We start from the raw sequence: 16,259 nt of genomic DNA, 5'->3' as shown, positions 1-16,259 counted from the left end.
TGACGCGACCGAGGCGACCGAGGTGAGTGAGGTGGGCGGGATGGGTGAACTGTCGTACGCGCACGGGACGAGCGGGACGTCACTGGTCGGCGACACCATCGGCGCCAACCTGGACCGGGCCGTCGCCGCCTGGCCGGACCGCGAGGCGCTCGTCGACGTACCGTCCGGGCGGCGCTGGACGTACGCCCAATTCGCCGCGGACACCGACCGGTTGGCCCGCGCGCTGCTCGCCGGCGGGGTCGCCAAGGGCGACCGGGTGGGCATCTGGGCGGTCAACTGCCCGGAGTGGGTGCTCGTCCAGTACGCCACCGCCCGCATCGGCGCGGTCATGGTGAACATCAACCCGGCCTACCGCACCCACGAGGTCGAGTACGTCCTCAAACAGGCGGGCATCTCTGTCCTGTTCGCTTCGCTCAGCCACAAGTCGAGCGACTACCGGGCCATGGTCGAGCAAGTGCGGGACAAATGCCCGCAGTTGAGGGAGACCGTCTACATCGGCGACCCGAGCTGGGACGCGCTGATCGCCCGGGGCACTCCCGACCTGGACGAGGAGTTCCGGACGCGCCGGAGCGAGCTGTCCTGCGACGACCCGATCAACATCCAGTACACCTCCGGCACCACGGGATTCCCGAAGGGTGGGACCCTCTCCCACCACAACATCCTCAACAACGGCTATTTCGTGGGGGAGTTGATCGCCTACACCGAACAGGACCGGATCTGCGTCCCGGTGCCCTTCTACCACTGCTTCGGCATGGTCATGGGCAACCTCGCCGCGACCTCGCACGGCGCGTGCATCGTGATCCCGGCCCCGTCCTTCGACCCGACGGCGACCCTGCGCGCCGTCCAGAACGAGCGCTGTACGTCCCTCTACGGCGTACCGACCATGTTCATCGCGGAGTTGGGCCTGGCCGACTTCGCGACGTACGACCTCTCCTCGCTGCGGACCGGGATCATGGCGGGCTCGCCGTGCCCGGTCGAGGTGATGAAACGGGTGGTCTCCGAGATGCACATGGCGGAGGTCTCCATCTGTTACGGCATGACCGAGACCTCGCCCGTGTCCCTCCAGACCCGCCGCGACGACGACCTGGAGCACCGCACCGGCACGGTCGGACGCGTCCTGCCGCACATCGAGGTCAAGGTCGTCGACCCGGCGACCGGCACGACCCTGCCGCGCGGCTCGGCGGGCGAGCTGTGCACCCGCGGCTACAGCGTGATGCTCGGCTACTGGGACGAGCCCGAGAAGACCGCCGAGGCCGTCGACGCCGGGCGGTGGATGCACACCGGGGACCTGGCCGTGATGCTCGACGACGGATACGTACAGATCGTCGGCCGGATCAAGGACATGATCATCCGGGGTGGCGAGAACATCTATCCGCGCGAGATCGAGGAGTTCCTGTACGCGCATCCGAAGATCGCCGACGTGCAGGTGGTGGGTGTGCCGCACGAACGGTACGGCGAGGAGGTGCTCGCGTGTGTCATTCCGCGCGATGCGGGGGATCCGCCGACGCTCGAGGATGTGCGGGCGTTCTGCGAGGGGCGGTTGGCGCACTACAAGGTGCCGAGTCGGGTGCGGGTCATGGAGGCCTTCCCGATGACTGTGTCCGGGAAGGTGCGGAAGGTTGAGCTGCGGGAGGGGGCTGCGGGGGGTGTGTGATGGGTGCGGGCCGGTGAGGGCTGGGCGCGCAGTTCCCCGCGCCCCTTGAGGGGCACGGGCCTTACGGGGCGCCTCTGTACATGCAGACCCGGGGCCAGCGGTCCAGGCCGTGTTCGGCCTCGGTTGCTCGGATCTTGCGCAGGCCCGGGGTGAGTTCGGGGTCGGTCAGGGTGCGGAAGCCGATGCGCTCGTAGTACGGCGCGTTCCAGGGGACCTCCGTGAAGGTGGTCAGGGTGAGACCGGTCAGGCCCTGGTCGCGTGCGCGGTCGGCGGCGTACGCGATCAGGGTCCGGCCCACGCCCCGGTGCGCGGCGTCCGGGTGGACGGAGACCTGCTCGATGTGGAAGGAGCCGTCCACGGGTTCGCCGATCAGGTACGCGACGGGACGGGCGGTGTCGCCGTCCCCCTCGGCCCCGTCACTCTCCGCCTCGGCGACCCAGGCGTGGCCCGCCTCCCTGAAGCGTTCCAGCAGTTCCAGCGCGGGCGGCTCGTCGTCGGCGATCTCCGTCATGCCCAGGGTGCGGAAGGGTTCGCCCGCGGCCCGCTCGATGTCCTGGAGCAGCGGGAGGTCGGCGGGGGTCGCCGGTCTGATGCGCATGACGTCAAGTATGCGGTCGTTACCGGGAGTTGGGCTATTCGGTTCCCGTGGCTATCAGGTCGTCGGCGAGGCTGTTCACCGGCTGTGGGGTGCCGGTGAGATCCAGTACGAACAGGGGGATGCCGAGGGAGTCGGCGCAGGCGCGGGCGTCCTCCTCGTAGCCGGCCAGCGAGAAGTACACGCAGCCCGCCGACTCCGTCATCGCCGTCAGCCACAGGCACTCCACGTCCCGCAGGGAGGCCGGTCGCACGGTCGGGTCGACCTGGGCCAGGATCCCGCGGGCCGCCAGACCTATCCCGGAGGGCGGCCGCTGGTCGGCCCGCCGGATGTCCCGGTACCCGAGCCAGCGCAGATACAGCGCGGCGGCGGTCACCGCGTCCCGAGCCGTGCGGATGACCACCGGCTGGAACGCGGGGCGGGGGACCGGGGCAGTTCGGGGGAGGGGGATGGCGGCGGCGGGGAGACGGTTGGCCCGGCCGGCCCGGGGCTTCCGGGGCGGGCTGCCGGAGTGCTCGCGTGAGCCCTCGTACGAGCCCTCGCGTGACCCCTCGTGCGAGCCTTCGTGCGAGGCCTCGTAAGAACCCCCGTGCGAGCCCTCATGGGAACCGCCCTCGGGGCTCTCGCCGGTGTCCGAGCCCGGCGAGTGCGATGTGCCGGCGCCCGGGGAGCGCGATGTGTCGGCGCCCGGGGAGCGCGATGTGTCGGCGCCCGAGGAGTGGGGTCCCTTGGAGCCCACCGCTTCCGCCTCGTCGTCGGCTCCCTGCTCCGTCACCGGCACTCGTAACAGCACCCCGCAGGGGCACCCCAGCTCCGGCCGGGGCCAGTGGTCCGCCCGCCCGCAGGCCTCGCAGTGGATCGTCACCCAGCCCTCGTCCCAGGTGTGGTGCGTGACGGGTTCCGGGAGCGCACTCCGGTCGAGGACGGGCGCGACAGGCGCTCCGCACACGCACGGGTACGACGGCGCCGCATAGACATGCTCGCGCCGACAGGCCGGACACCTCACCGGCACGCTCTCGGACATGACCCTCTCCAGAACACCGCGACAGAACACCGCGACACCACAACGTCACATGGGGACAGCGCCTCCATCGTCCTCCGGAACCGCCTCCTCCGGCAGCGAAACGATCCGACGTCCCGTGATTCCCCCGCCTGCCGGCCGGTCGCCGACTGTCCGGCGACCGCCCTCCGGCCGTCCTCCGACCCTTGACGCCTTCTGGTCGTCCACCTACATTGCTTCCAGATAGTAGAAGTTAGTTTCCGTAATACGGAATTTGAAGCTCTCCGCGGGGCGCGACGGGAGCCCGAATCCGACGGCCGAAGCAGGAGTACGCAATGGCACGTATGACCGCTGCCCGCGCGGCAGTTGAGATCCTCAAGCGTGAGGGCGTCACCAGCGCGTTCGGTGTCCCGGGCGCGGCGATCAACCCCTTCTACGCGGCGCTCAAGGCCTCCGGCGGCATCAGCCACACCCTCGCCCGCCATGTCGAGGGCGCCTCCCACATGGCGGAGGGCTACACCCGCACCGCACCCGGCAACATCGGCGTCTGCATCGGCACGTCAGGGCCCGCGGGCACCGACATGATCACCGGTCTGTACTCCGCGACCGGCGACTCCATCCCGATCCTGTGCATCACGGGCCAGGCCCCGACCGCCGTGATCCACAAGGAGGACTTCCAGGCCGTCGACATCGCCTCGATCGCCAAGCCGGTCGCCAAGATGGCGGTCACCGTGCTGGAGGCCGCGCAGGTCCCGGGCGTCTTCCAGCAGGCCTTCCACCTGATGCGCTCGGCCCGCCCGGGCCCGGTCCTCATCGACCTCCCCATCGATGTCCAGCTGACGGAGATCGAGTTCGACCCGGAGACGTACGAGCCGCTGCCGGTCTACAAGCCGTCCGCGACCCGCGCCCAGGTCGAGAAGGCGATCACCCTCCTGAACGAGTCGGAGCGCCCGCTGATCGTCGCGGGCGGCGGCATCATCAACGCCGACGCCTCCGAACTCCTCGTGGAGTTCGCCGAGTTGACCGGTACACCCGTCGTCCCCACCCTCATGGGCTGGGGCATCCTGCCCGACGACCACGAGCTGAACGCCGGCATGGTCGGCCTGCAGACCTCGCACCGCTACGGCAACGCGACCTTCCTGGAGTCCGACTTCGTCCTCGGCATCGGCAACCGGTGGGCCAACCGTCACACCGGCAAGCTGGACGTCTACACGGCGGGCCGGAAGTTCGTGCACGTCGACATCGAGCCCACCCAGATCGGCAAGATCTTCGCCCCGGACTACGGCATCGCCTCCGACGCGAAGGCCGCGCTGGAACTGTTCGTCGAGGTGGCAAGGGAGTTGAAGGCCGCGGGCAGGCTGCCCGAGCGCTCCGCGTGGGCCCAGGCCGCCCAGGACAAGAAGGCGACCCTCCAGCGCCGTACGCACTTCGACGACATCCCCATCAAGCCGCAGCGCGTCTACGAGGAGATGAACAAGGCCTTCGGCCCCGAGACCCGGTACGTCACCACCATCGGCCTCTCCCAGATCGCCGGCGCCCAGATGCTGCACGTCTACCGGCCGCGGCACTGGATCAACTGCGGCCAGGCGGGCCCCCTCGGCTGGACCGTCCCGGCCGCGCTGGGCGTCGCCAAGGCCGACCCTGAGGCGCAGGTGGTCGCGCTCTCCGGCGACTACGACTTCCAGTTCATGATCGAGGAGCTGGCCGTCGGGGCCCAGCACCGGATCCCGTACATCCATGTGCTGGTGAACAACTCCTATCTGGGCCTGATCCGTCAGGCGCAGCGGGCGTTCGACATCGACTTCCAGGTCAACCTGGAGTTCGAGAACCTCAACTCGCCCGAGCTGGGCGTCTACGGCGTCGACCACGTCAAGGTCGTCGAGGGCCTCGGCTGCAAGGCGATCCGTGTCACCGACCCGAGCGAGCTGGGTGCCGCCCTCGAACAGGCGAAGAAGCTCGCCGTCGAGTTCCGGGTCCCGGTCGTCGTCGAGGCGATCCTGGAGCGCGTCACCAACATCTCGATGTCCACGACCAACGACATCAGCAACGTCGTGGAGTTCGAGGAGATCGCGACCGAGCCGGGCCACGCGCCCACGTCCATCAAGACCCTGAAGGTCTGACAGGACTCCGAAGGTCCGGCTGACCAGTCGTCCGGCGTCATCACGCCGGGCTCAAGGGGGAAAAGCGAGGCCCCCGTCCTGAGGATCCAGGACGGGGGCCTCTCGGCGTGTTCAGTTCGAGCGGCCCCCGCCGCCACCCGAACGGAATCCGCCTCCCCCGTGCTTCCCCCCCGTCTCCGGACGCCCCCGACGTCCGAAGTGCCGTGCCGGACCTGCCTGACCATGAGACGCCCCGGAGCAGCGCCGACGCGAACGGATCTCGCCGAAGCGCCGTAGTCAGTCTGCTCATGCGTCTCACCTCCGTCTCAGGCCAAGCCCGCTGTCCTCCGTACGGGGCCCGCCGCCCCCGTGCCGGCGGGCCCCATGTGCTGAGAATGTGCCCTGAAGCACAGTGGGTTGAAGCCCCCGGAGGCATATTCAGAGCTTGATTTGAGGGTTCCGTAGCCGATGTACGCACACAGGCGTACGTACGGGCGTCACTCGGGCGTGTGGTGCTCCGACAGGCCCGGCCAGTCGTCGGGGCCGCCGCCCTGCCAGTCGATGATGTCGCTCTCCTCCACCTCGATCTCGTCCAGGTCCGCGAGGCGCAGGATCTCGACCACGTCGTCGAGGTGGTAGGCGATGCCGAGGGTCTCGCTGCCCGCGGTGACCCGGCGCGAGCCGTCCAGCGCCGGAGGGTGCACGACGATGCTGGGAAGGTCCATGCCTCCAGGCTGCTGCGCGGCCGGGGAATCCGCACCCCGAAGGGGACGGGTGTTTCCGCGGACGACGAAGAGCGCCGGGTACGGGACCGTCCGTACCCGGCGCTCTTCGCCGTCTCGATCAAGAGTGTCGATCAAGAGTGTCGATCGAGGTGTCGTGCAATGTGTCGTGCAACGTGTCGTCCGAGGACCGCGGCGGTCGTGACGGGCCGGGGCCTTCCTTCCCTCATGTCGAGAAGGGGGCTCCGGGACCTTCACCACCGCACTGGCTCACGTACCGCCGCGGTCCTCGGCCGGCCCGCTCCGCCCGTCGACGACCCCTCATCCGGGTCAACGGGCTTCGCGGGCGACGCGCCTGGGGTCCGACCTCCCGTCAGACCCGGGGCGCAGCTCGGGAGTTGGGAGGATCAGTCCTCGCGCAGGGCGAGGACCGCCTCCTCCACACGCCTGCCGTACTCGGGGTCGGCGGCGTGGAAATGGGCGAGGTTCTTCTCGATCACGTCGTCGCGGGAGACCTGGGAGAGCCCTCCGGCGATGTTGGCGACCAGTCGGGACCTCTCCTCCTCCGACATCAGGCGGTACAGCTCGCCCGCCTGGAAGAAGTGGTCGTCCTTGGTGTGGAGCGGGGTCTCGTACGTACCGGTGTGGCCGTTCACCGCGAGCGGAGCCGACAGGGGGCGGCCGGTCTCCGCCGGGCCGCCGTACGAGTTCGGCTCGTAGTTCTTCGCCGCGCGGCCCTGGGAGTTGGCGGCCATCAGGCCGTCCCGGCCGTAGTTGCTCGCCACCGCGGCCCTGGGGGCGTTGACGGCCAGGAGGGTGTGGTTGACGCCCAGCCGGTAGCGGTGCGCGTCCGCGTACGCGAACAGGCGGCCCTGGAGCATCCTGTCCGGCGAAGGGCCGATGCCGGGAACGAAGTTGTTCGGGGAGAACGCGGCCTGCTCGACCTCCGCGAACACGTTGTCCGGGTTGCGGTCCAGGACCAGTCGGCCCACCCGCTGGAGCGGGTAGTCCTCGTGCGGCCAGACCTTCGTCAGGTCGAACGGGTTGAAGCGGTAGCCGTCCGCCTCGGCCGCCGGCATGACCTGGACGTACAGCGTCCACGACGGGCGCACCCCGCGCTCGATGGCCTGGAGCAGGTCCGTCTGGTGCGAGCCCGGGTCGTTGCCCGCGATCTCCGCGGCCTGCTCGGAGGACAGGGAGCGGATGCCCTGGTTCGTCTTGAAGTGGTACTTGACGAAGAAGGCCTCGCCCTCGGCGTTCGTCCACTGGTAGGTGTGCGAGCCGTACCCGTTCATATGGCGGTACGAGGCCGGGATGCCGCGGTCGCCCATCAGCCAGGTGATCTGGTGCGTGGCCTCGGGGGCGTGTGCCCAGAAGTCCCAGACGTTGTCCGGCTCCTGCCTGCCCGTGAACGGGTCGCGCTTCTGGGAGTGGATGAAGTCGGGGAACTTGATGGGGTCCTTGATGAAGAACACCGGGGTGTTGTTCCCGACCAGGTCGTAATTCCCCTGCTCCGTATAGAACTTGACCGCGAAGCCGCGCGGGTCGCGCACCGCGTCCGCGCCGCCCAGGCTGTCGGCCACCGTCGAGAAGCGCAGAAAGACCTCGGTGCGCCTGCCGACCGCGCTCAGGAAGTCCGCGTGCGTGAAGCCGGTGACGTCGTCGGTCACCTCGAAGTGTCCGTACGCGCCCGAGCCGCGGGCGTGCACCACGCGCTCCGGAATGCGCTCGCGGTTGAACCGGGCGAGCTTCTCGAGCAGGTGCTGGTCCTGGAGGAGGAGCGGGCCGCCGGCGCCGGCGGAGGCGGAGTTCTGGTTGTCGGCGACCGGGGCGCCGGACTCTGTCGTGAGCACGCGCTTCGACATCGTGACCTTCCGTACTAGGGGCAGCGGAATTCTTCGGAAGTTGTTTTCCGCTTCGTGGAGCCTAGGTTCGGGGCGATCCGGGCGTCAACAGTTTGTTGAAGTTCGCCGGTGGAGGTGATGGGTTCCGGGCGGCGCCACCGCTTGGGCGCGACAGGACAGGTGTCAGCGGTGGCGCCGCCCGGAGGTCTTTTTGGGGGTTGGGAGACCGTCAGATCTGCGCGCCGGAGAGGCGCTCGACCGCGCGCAGCAGCGCGGAGTGGTCCAGGCCGCCGTCGCCCTGGGTCCGCAGCGAGGCGACGAGCTGGGCGACCACGGCACCGACGGGCAGCGCGGCGCCGACGTTGCGGGCGGCGTCCGTGACGATGCCCATGTCCTTGTGGTGCAGGTCGATACGGAAGCCCGGCTTGAAGTCGCGGTTCAGGAAGTTGTCCTTCTTGCGCGTCAGGACGGTGGAGCCCGCGAGGCCGCCGTTCAGGACGTCGAGGGCCGCCTTCAGGTCGACGCCCGACTTCTCCAGGAAGACCACGGCCTCGGCGCACGCCTGGATGTTCACGGCGACGATCAGCTGGTTCGCGGCCTTCACGGTCTGGCCGGAGCCGTGCGGACCGCACAGCACGATGGTCTTGCCGAGGGCCTCGAAGATCGGCTCGGCCAGGTCGAAGTCGGCCTGCTCGCCGCCGACCATGATGGACAGCACGGCCTCGACCGCGCCGGCCTCACCGCCGGACACCGGAGCGTCCAGGACCCGTATGCCCTTGTCCTTCGCCGCCTTGGCCAGGTCCACGGAGGTCTGCGGGGTGATGGAGGACATGTCGATCAGGAGCGCGCCCGGCCTCGCGTTCTCCAGGATGCCGTCGGGCCCGTACGCGATGGCCTCTACCTGCGGGGAGGCGGGGACCATCGTGATCACCACGTCGGCGTCCCGCACGGCCTCGGCGATCGAGCCGGCCGCGGTGCCGCCGGCGGCGGTCAGCCGGTCCAGCTTGTCCTGCTCCAGGGTGAACCCGGTGACGTCGTAACCGGCCTTGATCAGGTTCTCGGACATGGGGGAGCCCATGATGCCGAGGCCGACCCAGGCCACCTTGGGGAGTGTGCTGCTCATGAGGGTGCCTCTCTGGAAACTTTCGTACGTCGATGAGTTGGCGCTCAGCGCGCCGCGCGGGCCTCGGCGGGCAGCCACTCGAAGGCCTCGGCACTGGGGCGGTCGCCCGGCTTGTACTCCAGGCCGACCCAGCCCTCGTACCCCTGCTTGCGGAGCCGGCCGAGCAGCTCCTCCAGGGGGAGCGAGCCGGTGCCGGGGGCGCCGCGGCCCGGGTTGTCGGCGATCTGGACGTGGCCGGTCCTCGCCGCGTACTGGTCGATCACCGACGGCAGGTCCTCGCCGTTCATGGACAGGTGGTAGAGGTCCATCAGGAACTTGGCGTTGCCGCGCCCGGTCGCCTCGTTGACCCTGTCCACGACGGCGACCCCGGCCGCGGCGGTCACCAGCGGATAGAGCGGCGACTCCGGCTTGTTGAGAGTCTCGATCAGCAGGACCGCACCGATGCGGTCGGCCGCGCGCGCCGCCAACACCAGGTTCTCCAGGGCGAGTTCGTCCTGCACGGCCGGGTCCACGCCCTCGACGCGGTTGCCGTACAGCGCGTTGAGCGCCTTGCAGCCCAGCGACTGCGCGAAGTCCGCGGCCACATCGATGTTCGCGCGGAACCGCGCCGACTCCTCGCCGGGGATCGACAGCGCGCCCCGGTCCGGGCCCGGCAGCTGTCCGGCGTAGAAGTTCAGCCCCGTGAGCTGTACGCCCGCGTCCTCGATCGCCTTCTTCAGGGCGTCGAGCTCGGCGCGCTCGGGGGTGGGGGAGTCGACCCAGGGCCACCACAGCTCGACCGCGGTGAAGCCCGCCGCGGCGGCGGCCGCGGGGCGCTCCAGAAGCGGGAGCTCCGTGAAGAGGATCGACAGGTTGACGTTGAAGCGCTGCTCAGCGGCTGCATCCATCGAGAAACCGGGCATGTGGGTCGGCGCTCCCTTCCGTGTCGAGTAGTTCCGTATTGCGGAAGTTAGTTTCTGCTTGATGGAAAGGCTGCCCGCGTCGGGGAACCTTGTCAAGGGGGGTTGCCCGGAAAAGCCGCCGGGGCGCGGGAGGCCCGGGCGGATTCGCCCGGGCGGCACCTTCACCGTTCGATCGGGTGTTCCTCACGGGTGGCGTGCGGGTCGGCTAGGGTCGCTTGCGCGCCCGGCAGTCCCCGCGTCACGTGGACCGGGGGAACGTACAGGTCGGAGCCGATGCCATGGGGGCACAGTGCGATTGAGAGTGGAGTTCACGACCGAGCCCTTCGATCTCGACGAGGCACCGCGGCACGCGCTGGTCGCCCGCGAGGTCATCGAGGCGGCCGAGTTGGACGCCGTGGATGTCGGCCCGTTCGGCAACACGGCGGAGGGCGGCGCGGACTCGGTGCTCACCGCGGTCGACGCGCTGCTGCGCCAGGCGCTGGAGGCCGGCGCCACCCGGGTCTCGCTCCAGGTCAACGTGATCGGGGAGGGCGGCGAGTGACCGGCAACGGGGACGACCCCTTCGTCACGGCCGTGAAGCCACTGGTCGACGCCATGGGCGGCGAGATGCTGCCGCCCGGCCAGGCGGGACCCGACGACGTGGTGCTCTCCTGGGAGGGCGCCGACGTCGTCGCCGTACGGCTGCCCCAGCTCGCCGACTCGCTGGACCACATCCTGGCCGCCCTGGAGCGCAAGCGCGGCAAGCCGCTGGCCGAGCTGGACCGCAAGGCCAAGCAGGAGGTCGTACGGATACTCGAGGCGCGCGGCGCCTTCTCCGTGCGGCACGGCGTGGAGACCGTCGCGGGCGCGCTCGGCGTCAGCCGGTTCACCGTCTACAACTACTTGAACCGCGAGAAGGACGCCTGAGCGGGGGCGGATGCCTGGCCCCCGCCGACCGGTGCGTGACCCGTCGCCGACCTGCGCCTGACCGGCCGCCGGTCTGTGACTGCCCCGCCGTCGGCCTGTGCCCGACTACCGTCGATCGGCGATGGGCCGCCACCCGCCCCCGACAGGTCGCCGTCAGGTCTCTGACCAGGCGTGACGCGGCTCCGGGTGGGCGGCTCGCGGGCGCCCGCGAGCCGCCGCCGTCCGCCATGCGGGTGGTGGTTTCCGCTTCCCGGATTTGTTACCCGGATTTTTCAACAAAGTGTTGACGTGATGTTTCCGAGGGCGTTAGCTAATCCGCAGCCCGTCCAGCACAAGGCCACGGAGGCTTCCCGTGACTTCGAGTACGACATCCGGCGGCCTCGCCCGATTCAACGCCCTGGAGGAGCACGCCGCCTACGCAGCCCTCCACGAGCTCTGCGCCTCGGCGGCCTGGGCGCACCGGCTGCTCGCCCGCCGCCCCTACACCGCCACCGATGAACTCTTCACGGAGAGCGACGCCGCAACGGCCGGCCTGACCGACACGGACCTCGACGAGGCGATGGCGGGCCACCCGCCGATCGGACGCCCGAAGCCCGGAGACCCGACCTCCTCGCGCGAACAGCGCGGCATGGCCGGCGCCTCCGAGGAGCTGAGGGCGGAGATGCTCGAACTGAACCTGGCCTACCAGGAGAAGTTCGGCCATGTCTTCCTGATCTGCGCGACCGGCCGCACCGGCGAGCAGATGCGCGACGCGGTCAGGGAACGGATCGGCAACGCACCGGCGCGGGAGCGCGAGATCGTGCGCACCGAACTGGGAAAGATCAACCGCATCCGGCTCGCCCGACTCGTCGAAGAGGACGCACCCGCATGAGCACCGAGACCACCGCCTCCGTGTCCACGCACATCCTGGACACCAGCGTCGGCCGCCCCGCAGAGGGAGTCGCCGTCAGACTCGCCGCCCGCGCCGGCAGCGAGGCCAACTGGCAGGCGCTCGGCGGCTCCGCGACCGACGCGGACGGCCGGTGCAAGGACCTGCCGGCGCTGCCGGAGGGCACCACACACGTACGGCTCGACTTCGCGGTCGAGGCGTATTTCTTGAAGTTCGAGAAGAAGCAAGCCGATGCGCAGCAGGACGCCCCCGCGAACCGGGACAGCGGCAGCGTAGGGGCGTTCTTCCCGGAGGTGGCGATCACGTTCGCCGTCGTGCCGGGCGAGCACTTCCACGTACCGCTGCTGCTCAACCCGTTCGGCTACTCCGTATACCGAGGGAGCTAGCAGACACATGCCAACGATCCTGGGACAGAACCAGTACGGCAAGGCCGAGAACCGAGTCGTAAAGATCACGCGGGACGGCGCCACCCACCACATCAAGGACCTGAACGTCTCCGTCGCGCTCTCCGGCGACATGGACGAGGTCCACCTCTCCGGCTCGAACGCCAATGTGCTGCCGACGGACACCACCAAGAACACGGTGTACGCCTTCGCCAAGGAACACGGCATCGAGTCCGCCGAACAGTTCGGCATCCACCTCGCCCGGCACTTCGTGACGAGCCAGGAGCCGATCAGGACGGCCCGGATCCGCATCGAGGAGTACGCCTGGGAGCGGATCGCGACCTCGGACGCGAACTCCAGGTTCATCGGCGCCGACGAGGTCAAGCACTCCTTCGTCCGCCAGGGCCAGGAGACCCGGGTCACGCAGATCACGTACGACGGTGAGTCCTGGGAGGTCGTCTCGGGCCTCAAGGACCTCGTCGTGATGAACTCGACCAACTCCGAGTTCTGGGGCTACGTCAAGGACAAGTACACGACGCTCCCCGAGGCGTACGACCGCATCCTGGCCACCCAGGTCTCCGCCCGCTGGCGCTTCAACTGGACCGACGACGAGCAGAAGGCGCCCAACTGGGAGAAGTCCTACGAGCAGGTGAGGAAGCACATGCTCCAGGCCTTCGCCGAGACGTACTCGCTGTCGCTCCAGCAGACCCTGTACCAGATGGGTTCGCGGATCATCGAGAACCGCAGTGAGATCGACGAGGTCCGCTTCTCGCTGCCGAACAAGCACCACTTCCTCGTCGACCTGGAGCCGTTCGGCCTCAAGAACGACAATGAGGTGTACTTCGCGGCCGACCGCCCCTACGGCCTGATCGAGGCCACGATCCTGCGGGACGGCTGCGAGCCGAAGATCCCGGTGGACCTCACCAACCTCTGAACAACCTCTGAACCGATCTCTGAACCACCCTCTGACGCCCCCCATTTCGGCACCCGCGGCCCGCCCGCCCGGCCGGGCCGCGGCACTCAAAAGCTCCCAGGGTCCTGCCGTGCCCACTCCAACTCAGCGATTCCTCAGCGAAGAAGGACGAACCATGGCAGCAGACCCGCGCATCGTCATCGAGAACTGCGCGATCGCGACCGTGGACGCGGACGACACCGAGTACGCGTCCGGTCATCTGGTCCTGGCGGGCAACCGCATCGAGTCGCTCGGCACGGGCAGGGCCCCCGAGGGCCTGGAGAACGTCGTACGCCGTATCGACGCGACCGGCCACCTCGTGACCCCGGGCCTGGTCAACACGCACCACCACTTCTACCAGTGGATCACCCGCGGCCTCGCCACGGACCACAACCTCTTCAACTGGCTCGTCGCCCTGTACCCGACCTGGGCGCGCATCGACGAGCGCATGACGTACGCGGCCGCGCAGGGCTCGCTCGGCATGATGGCCCGCGGCGGAGTCACCACCGCCATGGACCACCACTACGTCTTCCCGCACGGGTCCGGCGACCTGTCCGGCTCGATCATCCGGGCCGCGCGGGAGATGGGCGTCCGCTTCACCCTCGCCCGCGGCTCCATGGACCGCAGCGAGAAGGACGGCGGGCTGCCCCCGGACTTCGCGGTCGAGACCCTCGAAGGGGCCCTCGCCGCCACCGAGGCGACGGTCGACGAACACCACGACGCGTCCTTCGGCGCGATGACGCAGGTCGCCGTGGCTCCCTGCTCGCCCTTCTCGGTGTCGACCGAACTCCTCAAGCAGGGCGCCGAGTTGGCCCGTCGCAAGGGCGTCCGCCTGCACACCCACGGCTCGGAGACGGTCGAGGAGGAGCAGTTCTGCAAGGAGCTGTTCGGGATGGGTCCGACGGACTACTTCGAGTCGACCGGCTGGCTCGGCGAGGACGTGTGGATGGCGCACTGCGTCCACATGAACGACTCCGACATCGCCGCCTTCGCCCGTACGAAGACCGGTGTGGCCCACTGCCCGTCCTCCAACGCCCGTCTGGCGGCCGGGATCGCGCGCGTCCCCGACATGCTGGCGGCCGGCGTCCCGGTCGGACTCGGCGTCGACGGCACCGCGTCGAACGAGTCCGGCGAACTCCACACCGAACTGCGCAACGCGCTGCTCATCAACCGCCTCGGGGCCCATCGCGAGGCCGCGCTGAACGCCCGGCAGGCGCTGCGGCTCGGCACCTTCGGCGGCGCCCAAGTCCTGGGCAGGGCAGGGGAGATCGGCTCGCTGGAGGCCGGCAAGCTCGCCGACCTCGTGCTGTGGAACCTGGACACCCTGGCCCACGCGTCGATCGCAGACCCCGTCACCGCACTCGTCTTCGGCGCCGCGGCGCCGGTCACCGCCTCCTTCGTCAACGGCGAGCAGATCGTCGAGAACGGCCGACTGCTGCACGTCGACGAGGAGGCCATCGCCCGCTCCACGCGGGACGAGGCCCAGCGCCTCGCGCGCATCGCCGCGCAGGCCTGACAGGGGACTTTCACAACACCCCCTAGATCTCCGGCTGAGGGGGACGGCCCTTTGCCGGTGGCCGTGGGACCCGAGCGGGCCCCACGGCGACCGTCTCCGGGGCACGCGCATGGACGTGCGCGCGCCCCGGAACGGTCTCCCCGCCACGCCCTCCCCGTGACGGGCATCGTCCCGGTCCCCGCACGACCGCGCCCCACCTCCCTGACACCCGCGTCAACGCCGACGTGTACCCGACCGGAGGAGCCGCCGTGGCCGCCCAACCCACGTCCAGCAGCAAGGACGCAACCCCGACTGGCCCGCACAAGCACCCAGTTGACGAGAAACTCCCCGCCCTGAAAATGGCCACCAGCGGTCTGCAGCACGTGGCCGCCATGTACGCGGGCGTCGTCGCCCCGCCCCTGATCGTCGGCGCGGCCGTGGGTCTGACCGCGACCGAACTGACCTTCCTCACCGGCGCCTGTCTGTTCACCGCGGGCCTCGCCACCTTCCTCCAGACCCTCGGGATCTGGAAGATCGGCGCCCGGCTGCCGTTCGTCAACGGCGTCACCTTCGCCGGGGTCGCCCCGATGATCGCGGTCGTCAACTCCACCGACGACAAGAGCGACGCGCTGCCGGTCATCTTCGGCGCGGTCATCGTCGCCGGCGTACTCGGCTTCTTCACCGCCCCGTTCTTCAGCAAGGCGGTCCGCTTCTTCCCGCCCGTCGTCACCGGCACGGTCATCACGCTCATCGGCATATCCCTGATGCCGGTCGCCTTCGGCTGGGCACAGGGCCCCAACCCCACGGCGGACGACTACGGTTCCACCACCAACCTGGGCCTGGCGGGCGCGACCCTCGTCATCGTCCTGCTCCTGCGCCGCTTCACCCGCGGCTTCGTCAAACAGATCGCCGTGCTGCTCGGCCTGGTCGTCGGCACGCTCGTCGCGATCCCCTTCGGCGCCACCGACTTCGGCCCGGTGGCCGACGCGGCCGTCGTCGGCTTCCCCACGCCGTTCCACTTCGGAGCCCCGCAGTTCCAGCTCGCCGCGATCCTCTCGATGTGCGTCGTGATGGTGGTCTCGATGACCGAATCGACCGCGGACATGCTGGCGTTGGGGGAGATCGTCGAGCGCCCCGCCGACGAGAGGACCATCGCGGCGGGCCTGCGCGCCGACACCCTCGGCTCCGCCCTCAGCCCGGTCTTCAACGGCTTCATGTGCAGTGCCTTCGCGCAGAACATCGGCCTGGTCGCCATGACGAGGATCCGCAGCCGGTACGTCGTCGCCACAGGCGGCGGATTCCTCGTCCTGATGGGCCTGTGCCCGATGGCCGCCTCGCTCATCGCCGTCGTACCCCGCCCCGTGCTCGGCGGCGCGGGCGTGGTGCTGTTCGGCTCGGTCGCCGCGAGCGGCATCCAGACTCTCGTCAAGGCGGGCCTGGAGAAGGACAACAACGTCCTGATCGTGGCGGTCTCACTGGCCGTCGGCATCATCCCGATCACGGCGCCGGAGTTCTACCACGCGTTCCCGGAGACCGCGAAGATCATCCTGGACTCGGGGATCTCGACGGGGTGCGTGGCGGCGGTCGCCCTGAACCTCGTCTTCAACCACCTGGGCGGGGGCCGCGCGGCCGACGACGAGGTGACGTCCCCGATGGATCCGCAGCCGGCCTCGATCCACTGATCCCGTACTGCCT

The 16,259-nt window shown here is 69.5% G+C and carries 15 protein-coding genes; 9 read left to right on the top strand and 6 right to left on the bottom strand.

Annotated features, from left to right (window positions below; genetic code table 11):
• Positions 1–40 precede the first annotated feature (40 nt).
• Positions 41–1,654: an AMP-binding protein gene (locus JEQ17_RS11145; RefSeq protein ID WP_200401435.1), complete on the top strand. Its 1,614-nt coding sequence runs from the start codon at positions 41–43 to the stop codon at positions 1,652–1,654.
• 61 nt (positions 1,655–1,715) lie between these two features.
• Here the strand turns inward: JEQ17_RS11145 and JEQ17_RS11140 are convergent, their stop codons facing one another.
• Together JEQ17_RS11140 and JEQ17_RS11135 are read right to left on the bottom strand one after the other, a co-directional pair.
• Positions 1,716–2,252 (bottom strand): GNAT family N-acetyltransferase, encoded by a 537-nt coding sequence (locus JEQ17_RS11140; protein WP_200395095.1) that lies wholly within the window; start codon positions 2,250–2,252, stop codon positions 1,716–1,718.
• 34 nt (positions 2,253–2,286) lie between these two features.
• Complete coding sequence (locus tag JEQ17_RS11135; RefSeq protein WP_200395094.1) at positions 2,287–3,273, bottom strand: hypothetical protein; 987 nt, start codon at positions 3,271–3,273, stop codon at positions 2,287–2,289.
• 311 nt (positions 3,274–3,584) lie between these two features.
• Between JEQ17_RS11135 and gcl the strand changes: the two genes are divergently transcribed.
• Positions 3,585–5,369: a glyoxylate carboligase gene (gene gcl, locus JEQ17_RS11130; protein ID WP_200395093.1), complete on the top strand. Its 1,785-nt coding sequence runs from the start codon at positions 3,585–3,587 to the stop codon at positions 5,367–5,369.
• 476 nt (positions 5,370–5,845) lie between these two features.
• On the opposite strand, the gene JEQ17_RS11125 is transcribed toward gcl, so the two are convergent.
• From JEQ17_RS11125 to JEQ17_RS11110, 4 genes are all read right to left on the bottom strand, one after another.
• Positions 5,846–6,073, bottom strand: a complete 228-nt coding sequence (locus JEQ17_RS11125) for a hypothetical protein (protein ID WP_200395092.1) — start codon at positions 6,071–6,073, stop codon at positions 5,846–5,848.
• Between the two features lie 404 nt (positions 6,074–6,477).
• Entirely contained in the window at positions 6,478–7,935 is a 1,458-nt protein-coding gene (locus tag JEQ17_RS11120; RefSeq protein ID WP_200395091.1) for a catalase, read from the bottom strand.
• A gap of 208 nt (positions 7,936–8,143) precedes the next feature.
• Positions 8,144–9,037, bottom strand: a complete 894-nt coding sequence (locus JEQ17_RS11115; RefSeq protein ID WP_200395090.1) for a 2-hydroxy-3-oxopropionate reductase — start codon at positions 9,035–9,037, stop codon at positions 8,144–8,146.
• Between the two features lie 44 nt (positions 9,038–9,081).
• Entirely contained in the window at positions 9,082–9,939 is an 858-nt protein-coding gene (locus tag JEQ17_RS11110) for a TIM barrel protein (protein WP_200395089.1), read from the bottom strand.
• Between the two features lie 289 nt (positions 9,940–10,228).
• Between JEQ17_RS11110 and JEQ17_RS11105 the strand changes: the two genes are divergently transcribed.
• From JEQ17_RS11105 to JEQ17_RS11075, 7 genes are all read left to right on the top strand, one after another.
• Complete coding sequence (locus JEQ17_RS11105) at positions 10,229–10,480, top strand: hypothetical protein (RefSeq protein ID WP_143641959.1); 252 nt, start codon at positions 10,229–10,231, stop codon at positions 10,478–10,480.
• The gene (locus tag JEQ17_RS11100) at positions 10,477–10,845 is read left to right on the top strand and encodes a helix-turn-helix domain-containing protein (RefSeq protein ID WP_200395088.1); all 369 of its coding nucleotides are present in this window, start codon (positions 10,477–10,479) and stop codon (positions 10,843–10,845) included. The genes JEQ17_RS11105 and JEQ17_RS11100 overlap by 4 nt, the downstream gene beginning before the upstream one ends.
• Before the next feature lie 352 nt (positions 10,846–11,197).
• The gene (uraD, locus tag JEQ17_RS11095) at positions 11,198–11,716 is read left to right on the top strand and encodes a 2-oxo-4-hydroxy-4-carboxy-5-ureidoimidazoline decarboxylase (RefSeq protein WP_200395087.1); all 519 of its coding nucleotides are present in this window, start codon (positions 11,198–11,200) and stop codon (positions 11,714–11,716) included.
• Entirely contained in the window at positions 11,713–12,120 is a 408-nt protein-coding gene (gene uraH / locus JEQ17_RS11090; RefSeq protein WP_200395086.1) for a hydroxyisourate hydrolase, read from the top strand. The genes uraD and uraH overlap by 4 nt, the downstream gene beginning before the upstream one ends.
• A 7-nt stretch (positions 12,121–12,127) precedes the next feature.
• On the top strand, positions 12,128–13,051 hold the full coding sequence (gene pucL, locus JEQ17_RS11085; RefSeq protein WP_200395085.1) for a factor-independent urate hydroxylase: 924 nt from the start codon (positions 12,128–12,130) through the stop codon (positions 13,049–13,051).
• Positions 13,052–13,205: 154 nt separating this feature from the next.
• Positions 13,206–14,585 carry an 8-oxoguanine deaminase gene (locus JEQ17_RS11080; RefSeq protein WP_200395084.1) on the top strand — a complete coding sequence of 460 codons (1,380 nt, stop codon included), beginning with the start codon at positions 13,206–13,208 and terminating at the stop codon, positions 14,583–14,585.
• Positions 14,586–14,923: 338 nt separating this feature from the next.
• On the top strand, positions 14,924–16,246 hold the full coding sequence (locus JEQ17_RS11075) for a nucleobase:cation symporter-2 family protein (protein ID WP_234048705.1): 1,323 nt from the start codon (positions 14,924–14,926) through the stop codon (positions 16,244–16,246).
• The last annotated feature ends 13 nt before the right edge of the window (positions 16,247–16,259 follow it).

It is taken from the genome of Streptomyces liliifuscus, from assembly GCF_016598615.1.
Taxonomy (GTDB): domain Bacteria; phylum Actinomycetota; class Actinomycetes; order Streptomycetales; family Streptomycetaceae; genus Streptomyces; species Streptomyces liliifuscus.
Note: the sequence above shows the minus strand (reverse complement) of the source record. Positions and strands in the feature narration are given on the sequence as shown.